We start from the raw sequence: 23,426 nt of genomic DNA, 5'->3' as shown, positions 1-23,426 counted from the left end.
TGACAGACCCGGTCTACCCGGCACCGAAACGAACTTCGCTTTGTTCACGGACGACTAGCAGGCCTTCCAACCAGAAACCCGCAGCCAGTGCAGGATCTACCAGTTCGAGGTTCTGCACTCGTGCGGCTTCGCGGATTTCCTCCGAGATACTGACAAGGGCATCGGCGTACATCGCCTGGCGGTAGTTCACTTCGTCAGTCCCGAATTCCTGGTCGCACCAGTCGACCAGCCGCTCCATCATCCGGCCTTCCGCCGAATGAAGCACCCGTATCACGGCGGCGGCGCGGATGCAGAACGCTTCGACGATGGGCAGGCCGACGCCCAGCTTCATGATCTCGAGCCGACGCTCGATAGTCTTGTGAGCCAGGAGCGCTTCGAGAAATTCGCGTTTGCCGGCAAAGCGCGTGTAGATCGTTGCCTTGCCAATGTGCGCATGGCGCGCGACGCGATCAAAGGTGAAGGCTTCGAAGCCGTGGTCCCGCAGGACTTCCCAACCGGCTTCAAGGATTCGCGCAGGGAGACGTTGCGCTTCCTCCAGCGAAGGACGGCCGCGCTTGGTGGCCGTCTTACTGCCTGAAAGATCAGTGGACGGTGATTTGCTGCTCGGCGATTGCGGCGAGGGCGGCAGTGTCATGCGGCTGATCCCGGTCGCACAGCCGGTCGGCCAGAGCTTCGGCGATCCGGTTGTGAACCGGGCAGGACATTTCGAGTCCTTCGCGATAGGCCTGCCAGAAGCGGAGGCCCGCATCGGTAATCCAGCGCATCTTTCCCACTTTCTCGCCTTTGCGGCGTTTCTGGTGGATAGAGTGCCTCAGGCATGGCTGGAGTCAATATACTATAAAATGGGCGAATTCGTTTCATTTATTGGCCCCTGACGCCGCTGCATCGGCGGTCCAGCCAAGGCCAAGTGCCTTTTCTACCGCAATAAACCCGGTCGTAAGCTCTGCTCGAGCGGCCGCCGTTGCCATCGCCAACTGCAGCGCTTGCCGCTCTGCATCAAGACGGTCGGGCTTGCCGATGGTCCCTGCCTGCAGGCGTTGCTGCTGCAGATCGACGTTCTTGCTTGCCCGCTCTTCCGCATCAAGCGCTTTGCCGAAAGCGACGCGCTGCGCGCCAAAGCGCGCGAGCGAGCCTTCGGCATCCTGTAGCGCGGTCAGCACTGTCCTACGGTAATTCGCTTCGGCTTCGGCATAGGCGCCCTTGGCGGCTTCGACCTGGCGGTTAGCGCGCCCGCCATCGAAAAGGTTCCACTTGATCTGCGGCAGGGCAATGCCGACGATGTTCGCAGGGTCGAAGATGTCGCCGATGTTTTGGCCGCCAAGACCCAGCAGCCCGAGGAATGATATTTTGGGGAACTTGTCGGCAATCTTCACACCGACATCGGCATTGGCCGCAGCGAGTTGGCGCTCTGCCATGCGAATGTCGGGGCGGCTGCGCAACAGGCTGGCCGGGTCGCCGATGGATACTTCGGCAGGCGGCAGGGGCACCGGTGCCGGAGTTTGCAGAAGAGCGTCGAGTGCTCCAGGCTCCTTGCCTGTCAGCACTGCAATCTGGTCCATCAGCACGGCGATTTCGGCGCGAGACTTGGCAACGTCCGCCTCGCTGGCGAACGCCTGAGCCTCGGCTGCGTTGACGGGCTGTTGCGGGATCGTCCCGGCGGCGTAGCGCTGTTGCGCCAGCGCGACCAGTTCCCGATCGATGCCCACCTGCCGATCTTGGAGCGCCAACATCGCCTGCCGCGCGCGCAGGCCGACATAGGCACGGGCGATTTCGGCGGATAGTGTCAGCCGCGCGTCTGCCGAGGCTGCCTCCGCGGCCTCTGCGCGCGCCAGCGCGGCTTCCACCTTTCGGCGCGTGCCGCCGAAGAGATCAATTTCCCATGAGGCATCGAAGCCGAGGTTGTAGGCGTTGATCTCGTCCCTCACGCCACCGTTTCCGGCAATGTTGCCCGGAACGTTGAGGTACGGGGCGGCAAACGATGTGTTCACCGTCGGCAGTGCGGCAGTTCGGTTGGCAGCAAGAGCCGCGCGTGATTGGGCGATGCGGGCATTGGCCACGGCGATTCCCGGACTGTCTTCAAGAGCGGAGACGACCAGCTGGTTCAGGACCGGATCGCCCAGGCTCTCCCACCACCTTGATGAAGGCGTTGTCTGTTGCATGGCCTCTCCGGCGCGGACGAACTTGCCGCGCGAAGCGGCGACGGGGGCGGCTTCGGGCGCGCCATTGTAGTTCGGGCCGACAGTCGTGCAGCCTGCCAGTAACGCGGCGAGGATCGTGGCGCTGCCGATGCGGCGAAGGGATAGCGAGGCAGTCATCAGTGCGCAGCCTTTGCGTGATAGCCCTTGGGAAGCGGGCGCAGAAGAAGAACGAGCGGGGACACGAGCAGAATACCCAGCGTCAGCGCCATGAAATCATCGTTGAAGGCCATGACGAGTGCATCGCGCAGGATCATCCCGTCGAGCGAACGGAGTGCGGCCGCCATTCCATCGGGGCCGCCGCCGTAGGTCATCGCCTGCTGGCCGACCCAGTCCTGAACGTTGAGGTCGTTCGCGCCGAGCGCACTGTGCAGGGTCCAGCGATGGAACTCCCAGCGCTGATCTTGCAGCGTGGCGAGAAGGGCAAGGCCGACCGAACCACCGAGGTTGCGCGCTGCATTGAACAGGCCCGCTGCGTCACCGGCGTCCTCGCGGGAAACGGAACTGATTGCCGCCTGGTTCAAAAACATCATGCAGAACACGGTGCCAAGGCCACGCATCAACTGCGTCTCGACGAAATCGCCGCCGCGCGATTGCGCAGTGAGCGTGACGTCGAGGTAGCAGGACATCGCCAGCAGAGCGATCCCGGTGCCGACGATCACGCGCAGATCGACGCGCGAAATCAGGATCGGAAACAGCGGCATCATCATCATTGCGGGAATGCCGGATATGAAAACGATGCGCCCTGCCTGCATGGCGTTGTAGTCGGCAATCGCCGCCAGGAACTGCGGGATGACGTAAGCAGTGCCAAACATCACGGCGCCGAGCACGAAAGCCAGCACGAACACCGCCGCGAAGGATCTGTTGCGAAGCAGGGCCAGCTTGATTACCGGGCGCGTTGCCTTGAACTGGCCAATGGCGATGAAGATGAAGCCCAGCAGCGTGACTGCGCTGAGTTTCCAGATCAGGGCGGATTCGAACCACTGCTCGCGATGGCCTTCCTCGAGCACTACGGTGATGCCGCCCAGGCCAAGGATCAAGCCGATCACGCCGAACCAGTCAGCGTTCACCAGCTCGCCCAACTGCATCTTCCCCTTGGGCAGACCAACCAGCAACAGCGTGATCAGGATCAGGCTGATCGGCACGTTGACGAAGAAGGCATAGTGCCAGCTGAACGTCTCGGTCAGCCAGCCGCCTACCAAGGGGCCCAGGACCGGGCCCATGATAACGGTCAGGCCGAACAGGGCCGTTCCCACCGGCTGCTGGTTGGGCGGCAGGCGCGTGGCAATGATGGTCAAGGCGGTCGGGATCATCGCACCCGCGGTGAAGCCTTGGCCGACACGACCGAGGATCATCATTGTCAGCGAAGAGGACAGCCCGCACATCACCGAAAAGCCGGTGAACAGGATCGCCGCGATCAGCAGGAAGCGGCGCAGGCCGAACACACGTTCGAGCCAGCCTGTAAGCGGAATGATGATGATTTCGGCCACGAGATAGGCGGTGGCGATCCAGGTGCCTTCGCTCGACGAAGCACCGATCTCACCTTGGATCGTCGGCAACGATGCGTTGACGATGGAAATGTCGAGCGTCGCCATCAGCGAGCCGATGGCGCCCGCAGCCACCGCCAGCCAGGCGGTGATGTCGGCCTTTTCGCCGCTTGCGGCGGCCGGCGGCATTGCCGCCTCATCCATGGCTGCCGACTGGCTCACTTCGACGCAACCCGATCCTGCTCGTTACGGATCGTCTCGATTGCCGACTTTGCCGAACGCGTGTCGACTTCGACCGAGAGCGAAAGGCCGGGAACCAGCACCTTGCGTGATTCAGGACCAGCATTGATGCGGATGCGGACTGGGACTCGCTGGACGATCTTGGTGAAGTTGCCGGTCGCATTCTGTGGCGGGATCAGCGAGAAATTGGCGCCGGTGCCCGGCGTGATGCTTTCCACCGTGCCGTGGAAGTCGACGTCGGGCAGCGCGTCGACGTGGACAGTTACCGGCTGCCCCGGACGCATGAGGCCAATCTGCGTTTCCTTGAAATTGGCTTCGACGTAGATCGCTTCGGTCGGCACGATCGTCATCAGTCGCTGGCCGGGCTGTACGAACTGGCCGACGCGCACGGTGGAGTTGCCGATCTTGCCCCCGATCGGGGCCGCAATGCGGGTCGTCTCCAGATCCGTGCTGGCAGCCTCGCGCTGGGCTTGTGCTGCCTTGATTTGCGCCGCGCTCTGGCCGGCCTGGGCAAGCGCGCTTGTCACGCGATCGCTTGCGGCCGAAAGCCCGGCCTGTTTCGCAGCAACGTCTGCCGCAGCCTTGTCGCGGTTGGCGACGAGCTGGTCGAACGCCTGCTTCGGTTCGGCACCGCTAGCCACCAGGGGCCGCATCCGGGCAACTTCGCCGTTCAGGTAAGCGAGTTCGCGCTGGGACGCCTGCAGCGCTGCGCGGGCCTGACCCACTGCGGACTGTGCTTCCTGAATGGCTGCAACGGCGGTGGCCTCCGTGGCGCGGGCGACGTCGACCTGTGCGCTGCTCTGCGCGAGGCGGGTGTTGTAATCGGTCGGATCGATCTGGACCAGCAGAGTACCCTGATCGACCGCCTGATTGTCGCTCACTGCAACACGGCGCACGTAACCGCCAAGCTTGGAACTGATGGTGACGCCGTCTGCTTTCACATAGGCGTCTTCCGTATCCTGCATGAACTTGCCGACAGTCTCGTATTCATACAGCGCATAGGCACCGTATAAGGCACCGGCTGCCAGAGCGCCGAGCGCGATACGACCGATCAGCTTCTTGCGGCCCTCGCCGGTATGATGGGAATCAGCTGCAGGTGTCGAGTCGGTCGAGGCGGCCATTTTTGATCCATTCGGCAGTAATTGAACGAAATCGTTCCGTTGCGAAATGCCACTTGGTTCAGGCGCGAAAGGATTTCAAGTGCTGAAATTGCGGCAGGCAGTGCAAAAAGTGCACGCGCACGGCGCAACGCTCTCGCCATTGCGGCGTTCCTGGGATTCATCAGGACCTGCACTTTAGGTCACGGCTTCATAGACATCCGGAAAGTGCAATATAATTTCCGCTATTGATCGATCCAATCAATCAAACAAGGCGAATTTGCTCATTGGAAATTCGACTGCTCATGCCCTACCTCACCATTCGTATCCCGGTTCACCAATCCACAACGAGAAGGATTTGAGTCTATGTCGATCGTCGGAAGCAAGCTGAAGCCATTCCAGGCAACCGCTTTCCACCAAGGCAAGTTCGTCGACGTCAGCGATGCGGACGTACTCGGCAAGTGGGGCGTGTTCTTCTTCTACCCGGCCGACTTCACTTTCGTCTGCCCAACCGAACTGGAAGACCTTGCCGACATCTATGGCGAACTCCAGGGCCTCGGCGTCGAAGTCTACTCGGTTTCGACCGATACGCACTTCAGCCACAAGGCATGGCATGAAACCTCGCCGGCTGTCGGCAAGATCAACTACTACATGCTCGGCGACCAGAACCACACGATCTCGAACAACTTCGGCATCTTGCGCGAAGGCGTCGGCCTTGCTGACCGTGGCACTTTCGTGACCGATCCGGACGGCACCATCCAGCTGGTCGAGATCACCCCCGAGGGCGTGGGCCGCAACGCTGCGGAACTGCTGCGCAAGATCAAGGCTGCCAAGTACTGGCGCGAAAATCCCGGCCAGGTCTGCCCGGCCAAGTGGGAAGAAGGCGCCGAAACGCTGGCTCCGTCGATCGACCTCGTCGGCAAGATCTGATTGTTCTGGCAGGGCGCTCACCGCGTGGGGTTGAACGTCCTGCCATAGCCACCAGACGGGCCGTGCCGCTTGTGGGCGGCCCGCCGGCTCCACGATCCCGATCAAATTCGAACTGATCCCCCGTGCGCCGACCATTCGGTGACGCGCGGTCTGTAATGTCCAAAGGAAATGACCATGCCCGTTCTTGACGCCGCCACCACTGCCCAGCTCAAGTCCTATCTCGGCAACCTGCGCCGTCCGATCGAGCTGGTCGCCACTCTGGACGACAGCGCCAAGTCCGCCGAGATGCGGTCGCTTGTCGAGGAAATTGCTGCGCAGTCGGACAAGGTCAGCGCCCGCTTCGACGGAACGGACGAGCGGACGCCCAGCTTCGCCATCCGGTCAGACGAGGGCAGGGCGGAAGCCGTGTTTGCCGGTCTGCCGATGGGGCATGAGTTCACCTCTCTGATCCTCGCGCTGCTCCACGTTGGCGGGCACCCGCCGAAGGAAGACGCCGAGCTTCTCGACCAGGTGCGCGACCTTGACGGTCCGCTACACTTCGAGACGTTCTTCTCGCTGACCTGCCAGAACTGCCCCGACGTGGTGCAGGCGCTCAACATCATGGCAGCGCTCAATCCCAACGTGACGCATGTCGCGATCGATGGCGCACTGTTCAAGGATGAGGTCGAGCGGCGCCAGATCATGGCCGTGCCGACCGTGTTCCTCAATGGCCAGCCCTTCGGCTCGGGCCGCATGGACCTGGCGCAGATCGTCGCCAAGCTGGATACCAATGCTTCTGCCCGCGCCGCCGAAAAGATTGCCGCCAAGGAGCCGTTCGACGTGCTCGTCGTCGGCGGTGGTCCGGCCGGTGCAGCTGCTGCGATCTATGCCGCACGCAAGGGCATCCGGACCGGCGTGGTGGCAGAGCGCTTCGGCGGGCAGGTGCTCGACACCATGGGGATCGAGAACTTCATCTCGGTCCAGCACACCGAAGGGCCGAAGCTTGCCGCCCAGCTAGAAAGCCACGTCAAGGAGTACGACGTCGACGTGATGAACCTGCAGAAGGCGACGGCGCTGTTGCCAAGCAGCGAAGGTGCACTGCATGAGGTACAGCTCGAGAATGGCGCAAGCCTCAAGGCGAAGACGCTGATCCTCTCGACCGGCGCGCGTTGGCGGCAGATGGGTGTTCCCGGCGAGGACGAGTACCGCAACAAGGGTGTGGCCTATTGCCCGCACTGCGATGGTCCGCTGTTCAAGGGCAAGCGCACGGCAGTGATCGGCGGCGGCAATTCGGGCGTCGAAGCGGCGATCGACCTTGCCGGCATCGTTGCTCATGTGACGCTTATCGAGTTCGACAGCCAGCTTCGAGCTGACGCGGTGCTGCAGGCCAAGCTGCGTTCGCTGCCCAACGTCACGATTGTGACCTCGGCTCTGACCACCGAGGTACTGGGCGACGGTGCAAAGGTAACCGGACTGGTCTACCAGGACCGTACGAGCCAGGAACTGCATACGGTCGAGCTTGAAGGCATCTTCGTGCAGATCGGTCTTGTGCCCAATACTGAATGGATCAAGGGCGCGATCGATCTTTCGGCGCGAGGCGAAATCGAGGGTGACGCCACCACTGTGCCGTACAAGCAGATCATCATCGCCATGGGCGAAGGTTCCAAAGCTGCGCTTTCTGCCTTCGACTACCTGATCCGACAGAGCTAAGCATAACACTCGGTTTCCGAAGGGCTTTCCACTTTTAGCCCGACGGGTCGCAGAGGCGGCGGCGCGAGCATTGCGTCGCCGCTTTTTCTGTCTTGAGGCGTTGCCCGATCCGCATCCTTTTACTAACGTCCCCATGTCCTGCGCTGTCAATCCGCAGGCGGGAGAGATTCATGTCGCGTTCGTTGACGTCGCTTCTTGCGGGTTCCGTAATCTTGCCGGCCCTCGGGGCGGCCATGCTTGTCCACCAGCCAGCCAGCGCAGGCGGAGCTTATCGCGATCTCAATCACAACGGTCGACAGGACGTTTACGAGAACCCGGCAGCCCCGACGGCTCGTCGCGTAGAGGATCTGCTGCGGCAGATGACGCTTGAGGAGAAGGTCGCGCTCATGCTCCACGGCACGCTGTCGGCTGAGAAAGGGTCGGCCATCGGGGTAGGGGCGTCCTACGACAAATCGGCAGCGCAGGCGCAACTCGCTCGGGGCGTGAACAGTGCGATCACCCGCCTATCGCCCGATGCCAGGACTTTTGCGGAAGAGAACAATGCCATCCAGCGATTGGCAGAAGCCACGCGCCTCGGCATCCCTGTCACGATCAGCACGGATCCGCGCAACCACTTCCAGGTGACAGTGGGCGTGAGTTCGGATTCTGGTGGCTTCTCGCAATGGCCCGAGACGCTGGGAATGGCGGCAATCGGGGACGAGAAGCTGATCGAGCGATTTGGCCGGCTCGTCGCCGCCGAATACCGGGCAGTCGGCATCCATATGGCTCTGAGCCCGCAGGCCGATCTTTACACCGAGCCACGCTGGCCTCGCGGCGTGGCGACCTTTGGTTCGGACGCTGCGACGGTGTCCCGGCTTGCAGGGGCTTATGTGCGCGGTTTTCAGGGCAGCCCAACGGGCCTCGTCCGTTCTGGCGTCGCCACCGTGGTCAAGCACTGGGTCGGTTATGGCGCCGAGCCGGAAGGCTTCGACGGGCACAACTACTACGGCCGCATCGCTCGCCTCGATAACGAGAGCTTTGCCCAGCACGTGGCAGCATTTGAAGGCGCGCTTTCCGCGAACTCCGCAGGCGTGATGCCGACCTACGTTGTCGCCAATGGCGTCAGTATAGAAGGCAAGCCCCTGCCACAGGTCGGCGCGGGTTTCAGCAAGCCGCTGATCGACGGCCTGCTGCGCAAGACCAAGAAGTTCGGTGGCATCGTGATTTCCGACTGGGCGATCACCAACACCTGCCTCGAACCGTGCAAGGCGCCCACGGCGGAAAAGCCGCAGGGCTATAACATCGCGATGCCTTGGGGCGTTGAGGATCTTTCCGAGGAAGACCGCTATGCGATGGGCGCCAATGCCGGGATCGACCAGTTCGGCGGCGTCGATGATCCAGCGCCGCTGCTTGCTGCAGTGAAGCACGGCAAGGTCAGCCTCGCCCGGGTCGACGAAGCGGCGCGGCGCGTGCTCAAGCTCAAGTTCGACCTCGGCCTGTTTGACAATCCCTATGTAGATGTGGCCCAAGCCGGGAAGGTGATTGGCGATCCGGCAACCCAGGCCGAAGCCGACAAGGCGCAGCGCGCCGCGCAGGTCCTGCTTGAGAACAGGAATGCACTGCTCCCCTTGGCGCCGGGCCGCAAGGTTTGGCTGTCAGGCGTGGGTGCTGAAGCGGCGCGCGCCGGAGGGCTGACGGTTGTGGATACGCTGGATCAGGCCGATGTCGCTCTTGTGCGTGTCTCCACGCCGTTCGAGGTGCTTCACCCCCACCACTTCTTCGGCTCGCGTCAACATGAGGGCAGGCTCGATTTCCGTGCTGACGACGAAGCAACGAAGGTGGTTGCGATGGCGTCTGCCAAAGTGCCCACGATCGTGGCGGTGGACCTTGATCGTCCTGCCGTTCTGACCGCATTCCAGGCCAAGGCCGCAGCACTCTACGGTCTGTTCGGAGCCAGCGATGCTGTGCTCGTCGATCTCGTGACCGGCAAGGCGAAGTCGCAGGGGCGTCTGCCGTTCGAACTGCCCTCATCGGCAAAGGCGGTCGAAGAGCAGCATCCCGGGCGGCCCGATGATAGTGCCGCGCCGCTGTACAAGCGCGGTGATGGCATCATCCTGCCGTAAAAGGCGTTGAAGGCGGGGGAAATCACAAGGCCACGGCCTTGCCGACTCTCCCCGCCTTCGCCAGAGCGACAGGCGTGAGCGCATCAATCGTCATCGGCGCCGACCGGTCCGGCGCTTCTGTCAGGATCGACGTCGAGGAACTTCTTGCAACCCGCCTGCTCGTGCAGGGCAACAGCGGGTCGGGCAAGTCGCATCTGCTGCGCCGCTTGCTGGAAGAGAGCGCGAGCATCGTGCAGCAGGTGGTAATCGACCCGGAGGGTGATTTTGTCACGCTGGCCGAACCGTTCGGCCACGTCGTCGTTGATGGTGCGGCCTACGATGGCCCGGAAATTGCCAAGCTTGCAGCGCGCATTCGCAAGCACCGGGCGTCGGTGATCCTCGCCCTCGATGGACTCGAGCTCGAAGCGCAGATGCGGTGCGCGGCGGTTTTCCTGAACACTCTATTCGATGCCCCGCGCGACGAGTGGTACCCGGCACTGGTGGTGGTCGACGAGGCGCAGATGTTCGCACCGGCCGCTGCCGGGGATGTGGCCGACGAAGTGCGCCGCCTCAGCCTTTCGGCAATGACCAACCTGATGTGCCGCGGGCGCAAGCGCGGACTCGCGGGGGTTATCGCCACCCAGCGCCTCGCCAAACTGGCCAAAAATGTCGCGGCCGAAGCATCGAACTTCCTGATGGGCCGCACTTTCCTGGATATCGACATGGCGCGTGCGGCCGACCTGCTCGGCATGGAGCGGCGCGAGGCCGAGAAGATCCGCGATCTGGAACGGGGACATTTCCTTGGTCTTGGGCCAGCCATTGCCCGCCGTCCGGTCAGCGTCCGCATTGCCGATGTTCAGACTCGCGCGCGCAACGTGGTGCAGGGCCTGATGCCGCTGCCCAATGCGGCCGGTGCTGAGATGGAATCGATCTTGCTGTCCGAACCTCTGGCGATGGAAGCGCCGCCCCGTACGCCCGAACCGGAAGCGCCAGCGCCTGAGAGCGGCGAACTGCTCGAGCAGATCGCAGGCTACGTGCCGGCGGCCGAGCAGGTCGAACCGCCCGCAGCGCCCAGCCTGTTCGAGGCGGAGGAAACTGCGGCCAGTATCGCGTCGATTCTTGCCGAGATGGCGGCCGAACCAGATTGCACGTTCCAACCGGCGTCGCAGCTTTATCAGGACTTCACCGTCCGCTGCCGCATGTTGCGGATATTGCCAGGCATGGACCTCGGCGTGTTCCGGCGCCGGTTCGCGATGGCGGTTGCAGGGATCCATGACGACAAGGCGGCGCAGTGGCAGGATCTGCTCCGGATAGGCAAGGATGTGCCGGATGACTTGCTGGCCCCTTTCCTGACACTGGCCCGTGCAGCGATGGAGGGGGCACCTTGCCCCGATGATGAAAGACTCGCTGAAATCTACGGAACGCGCTCTTCCGGCCGCATACGGCGCCTGTTGGAGCATCTTGAAAAGGGCAATCTGATCGTCGTCCGGACCGATTACGGGGGCAGGCGCTCGGTCGGCATCCCCGCATTGGGAATGACCACGGCGCCGGTCGAAGCCTGAGGCGCTGCCGTCTTTCGCTATTCCACCGTGTAAAAGTCGATCACGACGCCATCAGGCTTGCGAATGCCGCGAGCGACGAACACCTTGCGCCGCATCCATTCGTGCGGACCTGAGCGCACGGAGAAGCGCGGCGTTGTGCGGAAATAGTAGGCGGAAGGATCGACCTTTTCTCCGTTGGCGAGCTTTTCGATAATCTCCGGCGCTGCCGTACGGACTCCCGGATTGGTCACTTCGATCACCGTTCCGTCCGTAGCCTTCAGAAAATAGCGCGCCTCTATCGAAGTGAGACCGCCAGGGAGGATTTCCTGCCAATCTCCACCGCCAGGCAGTACTTGCCCGGTGAGCGCCGGCCCACTCACCGTGCCGCCGGTTATCGGGATGAAGCGCTTGCGCCCGGTATCGATTTCACCTTGCTCAACCGGAGGAGCGAGGGAGGCCTGAACAGTGAACGCGTACGCGAGAGTCGGGGCAGGGGTGCTGGGCCCCGCATCGGCGTAAGCGGCCGGATTCGCAAAGAGTGCAGCCATGCCTGCGAGAAAGATTCTTCGGGACACCACCATCGCTCCAGTCATGTGCAATCGCCGTAATTGTTGTTGGTCGCATTTTATGCGATTGTCATCCTCCAATCGGGCGCCATGCCGCAATGTGCATTGCACAAAAGGCATTGCAGAATTTGTTTGTGTTACTAATGGAAGGAGCCGGACGCAGCGCGATCTCTGCCTGCAATTCGGCCCCTCACAGGGGCTTTGTGCGCCAGCGTTGGAAGGAATATCCGTGGCTACGGCAGTGATCAACCGACAATCCGTCGTACCTGAACTGGATCTCGACGATCTCGACTCCGTTCTTGGCCTGCACATCGGCACCGTCAACACGCTATTCGTCACGCGGCTGGAAAAGCGGCTGGACACGATGAGCGTCACGCCGAAGCAGGTGGCCATCCTTTGGCTGGTCAATGCCAATCCCGGTTTGAAGCAGACCGATCTTTCAAAGTTTTTCCAGATCGAACGCCCCACCGTGCATCAGTTCGTGCGCCAGTTGATCAAGAACGGCTTTGTGGTGAACGAGCCTTCGAAGCTGGACAGAAGAGCCGGAGGCCTGTGGTTGACCGATGAAGGCCGCGAGGTGCTTGCCCGTTCGCGTCTGGCCATTGCCGAGCACGAGATGGAATTGACCTCGAAGCTCACAGCGCGTGAAAAGTCCGAGCTTTTCCGGATATTGATGAAGCTGTATCTGACGGCGCCTGCAAAGGATTGATCGTTCAGCAGCGGGACATGCCTTGGCAGGCATAATGCCATGATGACCAAAGGATTCCGCTTCATGAAGCCAATCGCACTAATCGCCGCCGCTTCGTTCGCCATTGCCGGCAGCGCGATGGCACAGCAGGCATCTGGGGATCCGGTCAGGGGCAAGACCGTGTACGCCCGCTGCGCCGCCTGTCATGACCTGAACACCGGTGCGACCCGGCTCGGTCCGTCGCTGAAGGGCGTGGTGGGCCGTACGTCTGGCACCATGCCGAACTTCAATTATTCGCAGGCCCTCAAGGACAAGGCCGTCGTCTGGGATGCTCAGTCGCTGGACGCGTTTCTGGCTGGTCCGGCGAAGTTCGCACCGGGCAACCGAATGGCCTTTCCTCCGCTGACAAATGCGCAGGACCGCGCCGATCTCATCGCATTCCTGGAGCAGTCAGCGCGCTGATTGCAACTTAACCGCAAAGAGCCTCGCACTCATCGGTGCGGGGCATTTTTGTGCCCAATATTAAAACAATCATAAATGATCATTCTTGATCGTTTTTGCGCAAAGTGCTACTGAGTCGCCGACCGCGAGATCGCGCAACAGTCTGCAGGATGCCATGAACGCCCACACCCGGATTACCGCCGCCCTTCCATTCGCCGTGCCTGCCAGCCGTTGGGACGATGCGGTCGCTTCGAAGCTCGGCCCGGCCGAACTGCTGCTCTATCGCTCGAACCTGCTCGGCAGCGACCTGACGGTGACGAACTTCGGCGGCGGGAATACCTCGGCCAAGATCGCGGAGGTCGATCCGCTTACGGGCGAGAAGGTTGAACTTTTGTGGGTCAAGGGTTCGGGCGGCGACATCGGGTCGATGAAGCTCGATGGCTTTGCCACGCTCTATCAGGCCAAGCTGCTGGGCCTCGAGGCGCACTATTCAGGCCCCGACGATGACGACAAGATGGTCGGCTTCCTGCCGCACTGTACCTTCAATCTGAACGGCCGCGCGGCCAGCATCGACACGCCGCTGCATTCGTTGCTGCCGTTTGCCCATGTCGATCACGTCCACCCCGACGCGATCATCGCGCTGGCAGCGTCCTCAGGCGGTGAAGCGGCAACGCAGGAAATCTGGGGCGGCAAGATCGGTTGGCTGCCGTGGAAGCGCCCCGGCTACACCCTGGGCGTGATGCTGCGTGATTACGTGAAGGCGAACCCGCAAGTTGAAGGCGTGATGCTGGCGGGCCACGGGATTATCTGCTGGGCCGACAGCGCCAAGGCCTGCTACGAGCACACCGTGCAGCTGATTGCTGACGGTGCAAACTACCTGAACGCCAAGCTTGGCAGCGCACCTGCTTTCGGCGGCCAGAAGGTTGCGCCGAACCCGGATCGCGCGGCCATTGCCGCCGACCTCATGCCCCGCCTGCGCGGCTTCATGACCGGCGCGCGCCAGAAGCTCGGCCACTTCTCGGACGACGCCGAGGCGCTGGAATTCACAGGCTCGGCCGACTTCGAGCGCCTCGCTGCCCTGGGGACGTCATGCCCCGATCACTTCCTGCGCACCAAAATCGCACCGCTCACTCTCGATCCGGCGCGCCTGCAGGACGATGCCTATCTGGCGCAGAAGATCACCGACTATCGCGAGATGTATGCGGCGTATTATGAGCGCTGCAAGCGGCCCAACTCGCCTGCGATGCGTGATTCCAACCCGGTCGTAGTGCTGGTGCCCGGCGTCGGTCGCATCACCTTTGCCACCGACAAGACGACTGCCCGCCTCGCGGGTGAATTCTACGGCAATGCCATCAACGTGATGCGCGGCGCCGAGGCGATTGGCGACTACATCGCGCTCGATGAGCAGGAAGCCTTCGATATCGAGTACTGGCTTCTCGAGGAAGCCAAGCTGCAGCGCATGCCGGCGCCCAAGCCTCTGGTCGGCAAGATCGCGCTGGTCACCGGCGGGGCAGGGGGCATCGGCGCCGCCTCTGCCGCTCGCCTGCTGCGCGAAGGTGCCTGCGTGGTGCTGGCGGATCGCGCGGCCGATGCGGTGGAGGAAGTGCGCGCCGGTTTTGCCAGGCAGTTCGGCAAGGACGTCGTACGAGCGGCAGTATGTGACGTGACCGATGAAGCGCAGGTCAAAGCTGCAATCGATGTGGCGGCGCGCGAGTTCGGTGGTCTCGACATTCTCGTCGCCAACGCCGGCATCGCCTCGTCCGCACCGATCGAGGAAACCACTATCGAGTTGTGGAACCGCAACTACGATGTGCTGGCGCAGGGCTACTTCCTTACCGCCAAGGCGGCCTGGCCGCTGATGAAGCGGATGAAGGAGCAGGGCGGTGCGTCGGTCGTCTTCATCGGTTCGAAGAACGGCGTTGCTGCGGCGACAAATGCCAGCGCTTATGCCTCGGCCAAGGCCGCCGCGAACCACCTCGCGCGCTGCCTTGCGCTGGAAGGTGCGCCTCACGGCATTCGCGTCAACACCGTGAACCCGGACGCCGTCATCAAGGGCAGCAAGATCTGGGACGGCGACTGGCGCAAGGAGCGCGCAGGGGCCCACGGCATCGACAGCGGCAAGGAACTGGAAGAACACTACCGCCAGCGCTCGATGCTAAAGCGCGACGTGCTGCCTGAAGACATTGCCGAAGCCGTCTATTTCCTCGGCTCGGACATGAGCGCAAAGTCCACCGGCAACATGATCAATGTCGACGCGGGCAACGCGCAGGCCTTCACGCGCTAAGTCTCCGGGAGAGGATGAAGAGATGACCAAACTGCCCATCTCGGCGGACCTGATCGCCGAACGCAATGCCCTTCACGCCGAGGCGCTGGAGGAGGATTACGCAGCACTTGGCCGCAAGCTGTCGCGCACAGGTATCGACATCGACGCGATCAAGGACCGCGTGGCGGGCTTCTCGGTCGCCGTGCCGTCGTGGGGCGCAGGGCGCGGCGGCACGCGCTTTGCCAAGTTCCCGATCGCCGGTGAGCCGACCAACATCCACGAAAAGCTGGAAGACTGCGCGGTCATCCAGCAGCTCAGCCGCGTCACCCCTCGCGTGTCCCCGCACTTTCCATGGGACAAGGTCAGCGATTTCACGGCGCTCCGTGAAGAAGCAGCGGCTCTTGGCCTTGGCTGGGATGCGGTGAATTCCAACACCTTTCAGGATCAGGTGGGGCAGGCGCACACTTACGCCAACGGCTCGCTCTCCGCGCAGGATGCTGCCACGCGCCAGCAGGCGGTGGATCACAATATCGAGTGCATCGAGATCGGGCGCCAGCTCGGCTCTACCGACCTGACGGTGTGGGTAGGTGACGGCACCAACTTCCCCGGTCAGCAGGATCTGGGGCGCAGCCTCGACCGCTATCTGGAAGCCGCCTCGAAGATCTATGCGGCGCTTCCCGATGACTGGCGGATGCTGCTCGAGCACAAGATGTTCGAGCCGGCATTCTATTCGACCGTGATCAGCGACTGGGGTTCCTCGATCCTTGCCGCGCAGGAACTGGGCCCGAAGGCAAAGTGCCTTGTCGACCTCGGCCATCATGCGCCGAACGTGAACATCGAACAGATCGTTGCCCGTCTGCACCGCTTCGGCAAACTCGGCGGATTTCACTTCAATGACAGCAAGTATGGCGACGACGACCTCGACAGCGGCTCGATCAACCCGCACCAGCTGTTCCTGGTGTTCAACGAACTGGTCGAGGCTGAGCTGAATCCGCGTGATGGCTTTAACCCCAGCTACATGATCGACCAGTCGCACAATGTGACTGACCCGATCAAGTCCATGCTTTCGAGCGCCGAGACGATCACCCAGTGCTTCGCCAAGGCGCAACTGGTGGACCGCGAGGCGCTCCATGCGGCGCAGGAAGCCAACGACACGATGATGGCCTTCCAGGCCCTTCGCCGCGCCTACAATGTCGACGTTGCGCCGATCCTGGCAAAGGCGCGGATGGAAGCCGGTGGCGCCATCGATGTGCTCGAAGCCTATCGCCTCAGCCAGTACCGGGGCCGCAAGGCGCAGGAGCGCAAGGCCGTGGGGCTGGGCGCCGGCATCGTCTGATTTGCTATTCCATAAAAAGAACAGGTCTGGAGAGAAGATGATGAACATTCGCAGGCGCATTTCAGTCGCAGCGATCCTTGCCTGCAGCACGCTGCTCTCTCCGGTTGCCTTTGCCGAGGCGCCTACGGCCGAGCAGGGGGCAACGAATCCTGATCCGCTTGCCCAGCAATTCCAGGATCCGCCAATGGAAGCGCGCCCGCGCGTATGGTGGCACTGGATGAACGGCAATGTCACCAAGGACGGGATCGCCAAGGATCTCGATTGGATGAAGCGCGTCGGCATTGGCGGCCTGCAGAACTTCGATGCAGGACTCCAGACCCCACAGGTCGTGGGCAAGCGTCTCGTATACATGACGCCGGAATGGAAGGACGCCTTCCGCTTCGCCGCCAGCGAGGCCGACCGATTGGGCCTTGAACTTGCCATTGCAGCCTCGCCGGGCTGGTCGGAAACGGGTGGTCCTTGGGTAAAGCCGGAAGACGGTCTGAAAAAGGTCGTTTGGGCTGAAATGCGGCTCAAGGGTGGAAAGCGTTTCACGGGCAAGTTGCCTATGCCCCCGGTCACGACCGGCCCTTTCCTCGACATGCCCGATTCAGACCCGCTGGCTTCGATCACCGGCGAACATGGCTTCGAGGCCCCCGGGCTATATAGCGATATTGCAGTGCTCGCACTGCCGGATACGGCAGCGGAAGATGTGCTTCCCTCCTTCAGTTCAGATGGCAAGCCGATCTCCGCCGCGGCACTGGCGGATGCCAGCCTGCAGACTGGCGTGACCTTGCCGCGCGGTCCGGCGGAGGCGCCAACCACTCTGGTGGCGAGCTACGCCAAGCCACAGGCGATACGCTCTGCGACGATCGCCATTCCCGGTGCGAAAAGCATGTTTGCCGGGCCGACTCTCGACATTCGCCTCGAGGCCAGCAACGACGGCACCACATGGCAGCCTGTTGCAAGCATGCCGGTGACCGGCGCCCCGTCCACAGTCAGTTTCGAGCCGGTAACCGCGCGGCATTTCCGTCTGGTTTTCGTACCCCTGCCATTCAATGGCTCCAATTTGGGCGATCCCACACCCGGTGTCGTCGTTGGCGGTTTTGTCGACATGATCGCGGCTAGCGCGAAGGCGCCGCTCGAGATCAAGCAATTCCGCCTGACCTCCGAAACCATAATCGATCAGTTTGAAGCCAAGGCAGGCTATGCGATCGCACGGGATTACGACGCGCTCGGCGAACCAGACAGGGCGGCCGTTGGCGTTGACCCTTTGAGGATCGTCGACCTGACAGGCAAGATGCGTCCTGACGGCTCACTCGATTGGACCCCGCCCAAGGGGAAATGGCGCGTGATCCGTCTTGGATCTAGCCTGCTTGGCACAACCAATCATCCCGCGCCGCCCGAGGCGACGGGCCTCGAAGTCGACAAGTTCGACGGTGCTGCCGTTCGTCGCTATCTCGAGCACTACATCGGCACGTATAAGGATGCGGCGGGCGAGGATCTCGTCGGCAAGCGCGGTGTTCGCGCTCTGCTGACGGATTCCATTGAAGTGGGGGCGGCCAATTGGACGCCGCGCATGATCGAGCAGTTCAAGCGCCTGCGCGGCTATGACCCGATGCCTTACCTGCCGACGCTTGCCGGCATATTGGTCGGCACGCGCGAGCAGTCGGACAAGTTCCTGCGCGATTACCGCCAGACTCTCGCCGATCTCATGGCATCGGAACACTACGGAACGGTTGCGCAAGTGGCGCACGAGAACGGCCTGAAGGTCTATGGGGAGGCTCTCGAGGACAACCGTCCTTCGCTTGGCGACGACATGGCAATGCGCAGTCATGCAGATGTGCCGATGTCCGCCTTGTGGACCTTCGGCCGCAAGGCCGGGCCCAACCCCAGCTACCTTGCCGACATGAAAGGCGCTGCCTCGGTGGCGCATGTCTATGGCCAGAACATCGTCGCGGCAGAATCGATGACGTCAGCCTTGGCGCCTTGGGCCTACGCTCCCAACGAATTGCGCCGCATCATCGATCTGGAATTCGCCAGCGGCGTCAACCGCCCGGTCGTGCACACCTCGGTGCATCAACCGGTTGACGACAAGGTGCCGGGCCTTTCGTTGGCCTTCTTCGGCCAGTTCTTCAACCGCCATGAGGCGTGGGCTGAACTTGCCCGGCCTTGGGTTGATTACATGGCGCGGTCCTCTCTGCTGTTGCAGGCAGGCCGCAACGTTGCAGACGTCGCCTATTTCTATGGCGAGGAGGGGCCGCTCACTGCGCTTTATGGGCGCAAGCCGATCGGTGACGCACCATTGGCACATGCCTATGATTTCATCAACCGCGACGCGCTTTTCGATGCGATCGAGGTCCAGGATGGAGAAATAGTCGCCAAGGGCGGGGCGCGTTACAAGGCGATCCAGCTTGGCGGATCGAGCCGGCGCATGACCGTCGCAACCTTGCGGCGCCTCGCCACGCTTGTTGAAGCGGGCGCAACCGTCGTCGGCCACGCACCCGAAAGCTCGCCTGCACTGGCGGACGGCAAGGCGGACTTCGCCGCGCTGGTCGCGAAGCTGTGGTCCGGGGCACCGGTGACGCGGCTTGGGGCAGGGCAGGTCATCGCCTCTGCCGATATCGACGCTGCGCTTGCGAAAGCAGGTGTGTCGCCCGATTTCAGAATGTCCGGAGCAAGTGCGGATGCTCAGGTACTGTTCGTTCATCGCGCCCTGGGTGACGGCGATCTGTGGTTTCTGAACAACCGCAAGACGGTGGATGAGCGCGTAGAGGCGCGTTTCCGCGTCACTGGAAAGCAACCAGAGTTGTGGTACGCGGATAGCGGGCGTTCCGAGCCTGTATCCTACCGCATCGAGAACGGTGAGACGATCGTCCCGCTGACGCTCGGCGCAGAGAGTTCCGTCTTCGTCGTGTTCCGTAAGCCCGCCAAGGCCAACTCGCTGATGATCAAGAAGGCGGTGCCTACGGCTGTGGCGACGCTGGACAGGCCCTGGCAGGTCGCTTTCCAGGCAGGCCGTGGCGCACCGGCAGGCATCACCTTGCCGAAACTGGCATCGCTGAGCGATCAGGCTGAACAGGGCGTCAGGTACTTCTCGGGCATGGCGACCTACACCAGCAGCTTCACCTTGCCCAAGAGCGTGAACGCTGGCGCGCCACTTTGGCTAAATCTCGGCGAAGTGGGCGAGATCGCCGAGGTGTCGGTCAATGGCAAGCACGTTGGCTATGCCTGGCACAAGCCCTACCGGGTCGATTTGTCCGGTGTGGTGAGGAAGGGCGTGAATTCGGTGGAGGTGAAGGTCGCCAACCTCTGGGTCAATCGCCTGATCGGCGATGCGCAACCCGGTGCGGAAAAGGTCACGTGGACGTCGTTCCCAACCTATCGTGCCGACACCGCGCTCCGCCCTTCGGGCCTGATCGGCCCGGTTACACTTGAGTCTGCGGGGGTGGGGCAGTCGAATCCCTGATCACCAACTGGAACCCAAGCTGGGAAATCTTGCCTTCCTGCTCATCTCTCCTGAGCAGGAGGGCGGCGGCAGCCTGGCCCATTTCCTCGATCGGCTGATACACGGTCGTCAGATAGGGCCAGACTGACCGCGCAATCCAGCTGTCGTCGAAGCCGCAGACAGAGATGTCGTCCGGCACCTTCAATCCTGCCTTCGAACATGCGGCCATCACGCCAGCAGCGCTGTCGTCATTGCAGGCGAAGACGGCGGTTGGCCTGGGGCTCTGAGCGATCAAAGTTTCGCCTGCAGCAATACCGCCTTCAAAAGAAAACCCGCCATCGGCGTCGATGATCGGGGTGGCGCTGCCCAGCCGTTCCAGTTCCGCGATGAAACCGTCGCGTCTCCGGGCAGCGGCCATGTGCGATGCGGGGCCCCGCATGACTGCGAAGCGGCGGTGGCCAAGATCCCACAGATGCTGGGCCATTGCCGCCGCCGCAGCAGCGTCGTCGATGGCAATTCCAGGGCCACGAGCATTGTCGAGCGCGGGGGCGATCCGGACATAGCGGATCTTGCGCGCCTCAAGAAAGTCCAGGAGAAGCAGATTGTCCGACAGCGGGGGCGTCAATACGAACCCATCGCAGCGATTGTTACGAATAAGGGCTTCCAACTGCGCGGAAAATTGTTCGTCCGGTACGGTGGAATCGACATTGTCGATGCGCAGGTGATACTGGTGGGAACGTACGACGTCGTAGACGCCCTTCTGGATTTTCATGGTGTAGTGCGGGCTGGGATTGTCCAGCAGCAGGCCAATGATGAAGGTGCGTGATCCGGCCAGCGAACGAGCAGCGGCATCAGGGACATAGTTCAGTTCTGCAATTGCAGCCTCGACCTTGGCGCGCAGGTTTGCCGACACGTGAGGCTCGCCATTGATGACGCGAGACACGCTTTTCAACGACACGCCTGAAAGACGTGCCACATCGTCCATGGTGGCCCGCGCGGAATTCGCCGGAAAGGTCAGGGGGGTCATGCTTCTCTTTGTGACAATAGAGGGATGGAAACCGCTCTGCGAACATTCTCAATTTGAAACCTAGTCTGTGCGTGTGCGCATCACAAGGACCCTATTTTACGCATCGAGGTTTCTACGTGAGCCGCTTGACAGCGCTGCCAATACTCTGGCACGTCCACGGCTATCGAGTGGTCAATCCGCTGTGAAATTCAGGAGACAATGGATGTCGAAGGTGTGGCGCCTCTTGGTGGCGGCGAGCACGATGGTGGTTGCTGGCACGACGGACACCCGGGCCCAGCAGGCGCCAGTCGTGGACATGAAGGCGGCCGACGCGCGCGCTGCGGCGACGGTGAAACAGATGACGGCGGACGAGAAGGTGGTGCTGACGCATGGCATCATGCCGCTGCCCTTGGGCGGGCCGACCCCTCCGATCCCTTCCGATGCGATTGCCGGTGCCGGCTATATTCCGGGGATCGAACGCCTTGGCGTGCCGGCGCTGAAGGAAACCGATGCCAGCCTTGGGGTGTCCTACGTCATGGGCATCCGCAAGGACGGGGCGACGGCGCTGCCCTCTGGCGTCGCGCAGGCGGCTTCGTGGAACCCGGACCTGATGTATCGCGGCGGCGCGATGATTGGATCGGAGGCGCGGGCCAAGGGCTTCAACGTGCTGCTGGCAGGCGGTGTCAACCTGATGCGCGATCCGCGCAATGGCCGGACTTTCGAATATCTTGCCGAAGATCCGCTGCTTTCGGGCATTCTGGTAGGCGCAGCGATCCGCGGCATCCAGTCGAACAACATCATCTCGACGATCAAGCACTTCGCGCTGAACGGGCAGGAGACCGGGCGCAAGTATGTTGACGTCAAGATCAGCGAAGGCGCCGCGCGCGAGAGCGACTTGCTCGCCTTCCAGATCGGTATCGAACAGGGCCAGCCCGGCTCGGTGATGTGCGCCTACAACCGCGCGTGGGGCGAACAGGCTTGCGCCAACGACTGGCTGCTCAACAAGGTGCTGAAAGGGTCGTGGGGCTACAAGGGCTTCGTGATGTCCGACTGGGGCGCGGTGCCGAATATCGACGCGGCGCTGAAGGGGCTTGACCAGCAGTCGGGCGAGCAGCTCGATCCGGCCGTGTTCTTCGGTGACAAGCTCAAGGACAAGGCGGCGGCAGACCCCGCGTGGAAAGCGCGGCTCGATGACATGAACCGCCGCGTGCTAACCGCGATTTATGCCTCGGGCCTCGACAGGAGCCCGGTCAAGGCCGGCGGCAAGATCGATTTCGCAGCCAATGGCGCGGTGGCGGAGGAAGTTGCCAAACAGGGTATCGTGCTGCTCAAGAACAACGGCGCACTCCCGCTGGCCAAGTCGGCAAAGTCGATCGCGATCATCGGTGGCTATGCCGATGGCGGCGTGCTTTCGGGCGCAGGTTCGAGCCAGGTGCATGGCGAAGGCGGCCCTGCCGTGACCCGTCCTATTGGCGGCAAGGGTGTGTGGGCCGGTTTCATTGCCCAGCAGTACCACCGCTCCAGCCCGATGGACGCGATTCAGGCCCTGGCCAAGGACGCCAAGGTGACCTTCCGTGACGGGCGCTACATTGCCGATGCAGTGGAGAAGGCCAAGCAGTCGGAAGTCGCCATCGTCTTTGCGACGCAGTGGACCACGGAAGGCCTCGACGTCCCCGATCTGTCGCTGCCTGACGGTCAGGATGAACTCATCGCAGCGGTCGCCGCCGCCAATCCCAACACCATCGTTGTCCTGGAAACAGGCGGGCCGGTGAAGATGCCTTGGCTGGACAAGGTCGCGGGCGTCATCGAGGCTTGGTATCCCGGCGCACGCGGCGGGCCGGCGATCGCATCGGTGCTGTTCGGTGACACCAACCCTTCGGGCCGCCTGCCTCTGACCTTCCCGGCCAGCGAAGCGCAATTGCCACGGCCCAAGCTAGATGGCAGCGATTGGGTCGAACCCGACTTTTCCGGCGGGCCATCTTCGGGCAGCGACAAGCTTAATGCCGACTATGACATCGAGGGTTCGGACGTCGGCTACCGCTGGTTCGCGAGGCAAGGGGCGAAGCCGCTGTTCCCGTTTGGCCACGGCCTTTCGTACACGACCTTCGAGAGCGCTGGTCTGAAGGTGAAGGGCCTGACCGCAAGCTTCACGGTGAAGAACACCGGCAAGCGCGAGGGCGCCGACGTGGCGCAGCTTTACCTTGTCGACCGTGCAGGACAGGCCAAGCGCCGCCTTGCCGGGTTCCAGCGGGTGAACCTCGCCGCAGGCGCATCGCAAAACGTCAGCCTGACCATCGATCCGCGCATCCTCGCTGACTGGAAGAACGGCGGCTGGACAATGCCGGCTGGCGAATACACCTTCGCCCTAGGCAAGGACGCCGAAACGCTGGGAACGCCGGTGAAGGTCAGAATGCCGGCCAAGACGTGGAAGGATTGAGG

The 23,426-nt window shown here is 62.5% G+C and carries 17 protein-coding genes; 10 read left to right on the top strand and 7 right to left on the bottom strand.

Annotation, left to right across the window (positions count from 1 at the left end; all coding sequences use genetic code 11):
• Positions 1–13 precede the first annotated feature (13 nt).
• The 5 genes from AX703_RS00485 to AX703_RS00465 form a co-directional block, all read right to left on the bottom strand.
• The gene (locus tag AX703_RS00485) at positions 14–634 is read right to left on the bottom strand and encodes a TetR/AcrR family transcriptional regulator (RefSeq protein ID WP_062341823.1); all 621 of its coding nucleotides are present in this window, start codon (positions 632–634) and stop codon (positions 14–16) included.
• Positions 582–773 carry a hypothetical protein gene (locus AX703_RS27105; protein ID WP_156451853.1) on the bottom strand — a complete coding sequence of 64 codons (192 nt, stop codon included), beginning with the start codon at positions 771–773 and terminating at the stop codon, positions 582–584. Before AX703_RS27105 ends, AX703_RS00485 begins: the two co-directional genes overlap by 53 nt.
• Positions 774–857: 84 nt before the next feature.
• The gene (locus AX703_RS00475; RefSeq protein WP_082734322.1) at positions 858–2,315 is read right to left on the bottom strand and encodes an efflux transporter outer membrane subunit; all 1,458 of its coding nucleotides are present in this window, start codon (positions 2,313–2,315) and stop codon (positions 858–860) included.
• Complete coding sequence (locus AX703_RS00470; RefSeq protein WP_039333948.1) at positions 2,315–3,886, bottom strand: DHA2 family efflux MFS transporter permease subunit; 1,572 nt, start codon at positions 3,884–3,886, stop codon at positions 2,315–2,317. The genes AX703_RS00475 and AX703_RS00470 overlap by 1 nt, the downstream gene beginning before the upstream one ends.
• Positions 3,887–3,900: 14 nt before the next feature.
• Positions 3,901–5,043, bottom strand: coding sequence for an HlyD family secretion protein (locus AX703_RS00465; RefSeq protein WP_062341821.1), 1,143 nt, complete (start codon positions 5,041–5,043; stop codon positions 3,901–3,903).
• Between the two features lie 342 nt (positions 5,044–5,385).
• Between AX703_RS00465 and ahpC the strand changes: the two genes are divergently transcribed.
• The 4 genes from ahpC (at position 5,386) to AX703_RS00445 (ending at position 11,281) form a co-directional block, all read left to right on the top strand.
• On the top strand, positions 5,386–5,949 hold the full coding sequence (gene ahpC / locus AX703_RS00460; RefSeq protein WP_039333951.1) for an alkyl hydroperoxide reductase subunit C: 564 nt from the start codon (positions 5,386–5,388) through the stop codon (positions 5,947–5,949).
• A 174-nt stretch (positions 5,950–6,123) separates the two neighbouring features.
• Entirely contained in the window at positions 6,124–7,638 is a 1,515-nt protein-coding gene (gene ahpF / locus AX703_RS00455) for an alkyl hydroperoxide reductase subunit F (protein ID WP_062341840.1), read from the top strand.
• A gap of 170 nt (positions 7,639–7,808) precedes the next feature.
• Positions 7,809–9,740 (top strand): glycoside hydrolase family 3 protein, encoded by a 1,932-nt coding sequence (locus tag AX703_RS00450; protein WP_062341819.1) that lies wholly within the window; start codon positions 7,809–7,811, stop codon positions 9,738–9,740.
• A gap of 74 nt (positions 9,741–9,814) precedes the next feature.
• Positions 9,815–11,281 (top strand): ATP-binding protein, encoded by a 1,467-nt coding sequence (locus AX703_RS00445; protein WP_062341817.1) that lies wholly within the window; start codon positions 9,815–9,817, stop codon positions 11,279–11,281.
• A gap of 17 nt (positions 11,282–11,298) precedes the next feature.
• Here AX703_RS00445 and AX703_RS00440 read toward each other — a convergent pair whose 3' ends face one another.
• Positions 11,299–11,808 carry a DUF3237 domain-containing protein gene (locus tag AX703_RS00440; protein WP_062341815.1) on the bottom strand — a complete coding sequence of 170 codons (510 nt, stop codon included), beginning with the start codon at positions 11,806–11,808 and terminating at the stop codon, positions 11,299–11,301.
• Between AX703_RS00440 and AX703_RS26350 the strand changes: the two genes are divergently transcribed.
• The 5 genes from AX703_RS26350 to AX703_RS00415 all read left to right on the top strand — a co-directional run bounded on the left by AX703_RS26350 (position 11,807) and on the right by AX703_RS00415 (position 20,002).
• The gene (locus tag AX703_RS26350; RefSeq protein ID WP_082734321.1) at positions 11,807–12,535 is read left to right on the top strand and encodes a MarR family winged helix-turn-helix transcriptional regulator; all 729 of its coding nucleotides are present in this window, start codon (positions 11,807–11,809) and stop codon (positions 12,533–12,535) included. The genes AX703_RS00440 and AX703_RS26350 overlap by 2 nt on opposite strands.
• Before the next feature lie 63 nt (positions 12,536–12,598).
• Positions 12,599–12,976 (top strand): cytochrome c family protein, encoded by a 378-nt coding sequence (locus AX703_RS00430; RefSeq protein ID WP_062341837.1) that lies wholly within the window; start codon positions 12,599–12,601, stop codon positions 12,974–12,976.
• A gap of 154 nt (positions 12,977–13,130) precedes the next feature.
• A complete protein-coding gene (locus AX703_RS00425; RefSeq protein WP_062341835.1) occupies positions 13,131–15,239 on the top strand; it encodes a bifunctional rhamnulose-1-phosphate aldolase/short-chain dehydrogenase in 2,109 nt (702 codons plus the stop codon).
• A gap of 22 nt (positions 15,240–15,261) precedes the next feature.
• Positions 15,262–16,554, top strand: coding sequence for an L-rhamnose catabolism isomerase (gene rhaI, locus AX703_RS00420; RefSeq protein WP_062341813.1), 1,293 nt, complete (start codon positions 15,262–15,264; stop codon positions 16,552–16,554).
• A 40-nt stretch (positions 16,555–16,594) separates the two neighbouring features.
• Positions 16,595–20,002, top strand: coding sequence for a glycosyl hydrolase (locus AX703_RS00415; protein ID WP_062341833.1), 3,408 nt, complete (start codon positions 16,595–16,597; stop codon positions 20,000–20,002).
• Here the strand turns inward: AX703_RS00415 and AX703_RS00410 are convergent.
• On the bottom strand, positions 19,962–20,966 hold the full coding sequence (locus AX703_RS00410) for a LacI family DNA-binding transcriptional regulator (RefSeq protein ID WP_197423568.1): 1,005 nt from the start codon (positions 20,964–20,966) through the stop codon (positions 19,962–19,964). The genes AX703_RS00415 and AX703_RS00410 overlap by 41 nt on opposite strands.
• A gap of 244 nt (positions 20,967–21,210) precedes the next feature.
• Between AX703_RS00410 and AX703_RS00405 the strand changes: the two genes are divergently transcribed.
• Complete coding sequence (locus AX703_RS00405; protein WP_062341809.1) at positions 21,211–23,424, top strand: glycoside hydrolase family 3 C-terminal domain-containing protein; 2,214 nt, start codon at positions 21,211–21,213, stop codon at positions 23,422–23,424.
• Positions 23,425–23,426 lie beyond the last annotated feature (2 nt).

The sequence above is a fragment of the Novosphingobium sp. CCH12-A3 genome, from assembly GCF_001556015.1.
Taxonomy (GTDB): domain Bacteria; phylum Pseudomonadota; class Alphaproteobacteria; order Sphingomonadales; family Sphingomonadaceae; genus Novosphingobium; species Novosphingobium subterraneum.
Note: the sequence above shows the minus strand (reverse complement) of the source record. Positions and strands in the feature narration are given on the sequence as shown.

What these genes read in the sequence shown, in the direction of transcription:
- AX703_RS00425 (WP_062341835.1), top strand. Translation starts at nt 13,131, where the DNA reads ATGAACGCCCACACCCGGATTACCGCCGCCCTTCCATTCGCCGTGCCT.
- AX703_RS00450 (WP_062341819.1), top strand. Translation starts at nt 7,809, where the DNA reads ATGTCGCGTTCGTTGACGTCGCTTCTTGCGGGTTCCGTAATCTTGCCG.
- AX703_RS00410 (WP_197423568.1), bottom strand. Translation starts at nt 20,966, where the DNA reads ATGGACGATGTGGCACGTCTTTCAGGCGTGTCGTTGAAAAGCGTGTCT.
- AX703_RS00465 (WP_062341821.1), bottom strand. Translation starts at nt 5,043, where the DNA reads ATGGCCGCCTCGACCGACTCGACACCTGCAGCTGATTCCCATCATACC.
- rhaI (WP_062341813.1), top strand. Translation starts at nt 15,262, where the DNA reads ATGACCAAACTGCCCATCTCGGCGGACCTGATCGCCGAACGCAATGCC.
- AX703_RS00405 (WP_062341809.1), top strand. Translation starts at nt 21,211, where the DNA reads ATGTCGAAGGTGTGGCGCCTCTTGGTGGCGGCGAGCACGATGGTGGTT.
- ahpF (WP_062341840.1), top strand. Translation starts at nt 6,124, where the DNA reads ATGCCCGTTCTTGACGCCGCCACCACTGCCCAGCTCAAGTCCTATCTC.
- AX703_RS00475 (WP_082734322.1), bottom strand. Translation starts at nt 2,315, where the DNA reads ATGACTGCCTCGCTATCCCTTCGCCGCATCGGCAGCGCCACGATCCTC.
- AX703_RS00440 (WP_062341815.1), bottom strand. Translation starts at nt 11,808, where the DNA reads ATGGCTGCACTCTTTGCGAATCCGGCCGCTTACGCCGATGCGGGGCCC.
- AX703_RS00430 (WP_062341837.1), top strand. Translation starts at nt 12,599, where the DNA reads ATGAAGCCAATCGCACTAATCGCCGCCGCTTCGTTCGCCATTGCCGGC.
- ahpC (WP_039333951.1), top strand. Translation starts at nt 5,386, where the DNA reads ATGTCGATCGTCGGAAGCAAGCTGAAGCCATTCCAGGCAACCGCTTTC.
- AX703_RS00415 (WP_062341833.1), top strand. Translation starts at nt 16,595, where the DNA reads ATGAACATTCGCAGGCGCATTTCAGTCGCAGCGATCCTTGCCTGCAGC.
- AX703_RS26350 (WP_082734321.1), top strand. Translation starts at nt 11,807, where the DNA reads ATGCCTGCGAGAAAGATTCTTCGGGACACCACCATCGCTCCAGTCATG.
- AX703_RS00485 (WP_062341823.1), bottom strand. Translation starts at nt 634, where the DNA reads ATGACACTGCCGCCCTCGCCGCAATCGCCGAGCAGCAAATCACCGTCC.
- AX703_RS00470 (WP_039333948.1), bottom strand. Translation starts at nt 3,886, where the DNA reads ATGGATGAGGCGGCAATGCCGCCGGCCGCCGCAAGCGGCGAAAAGGCC.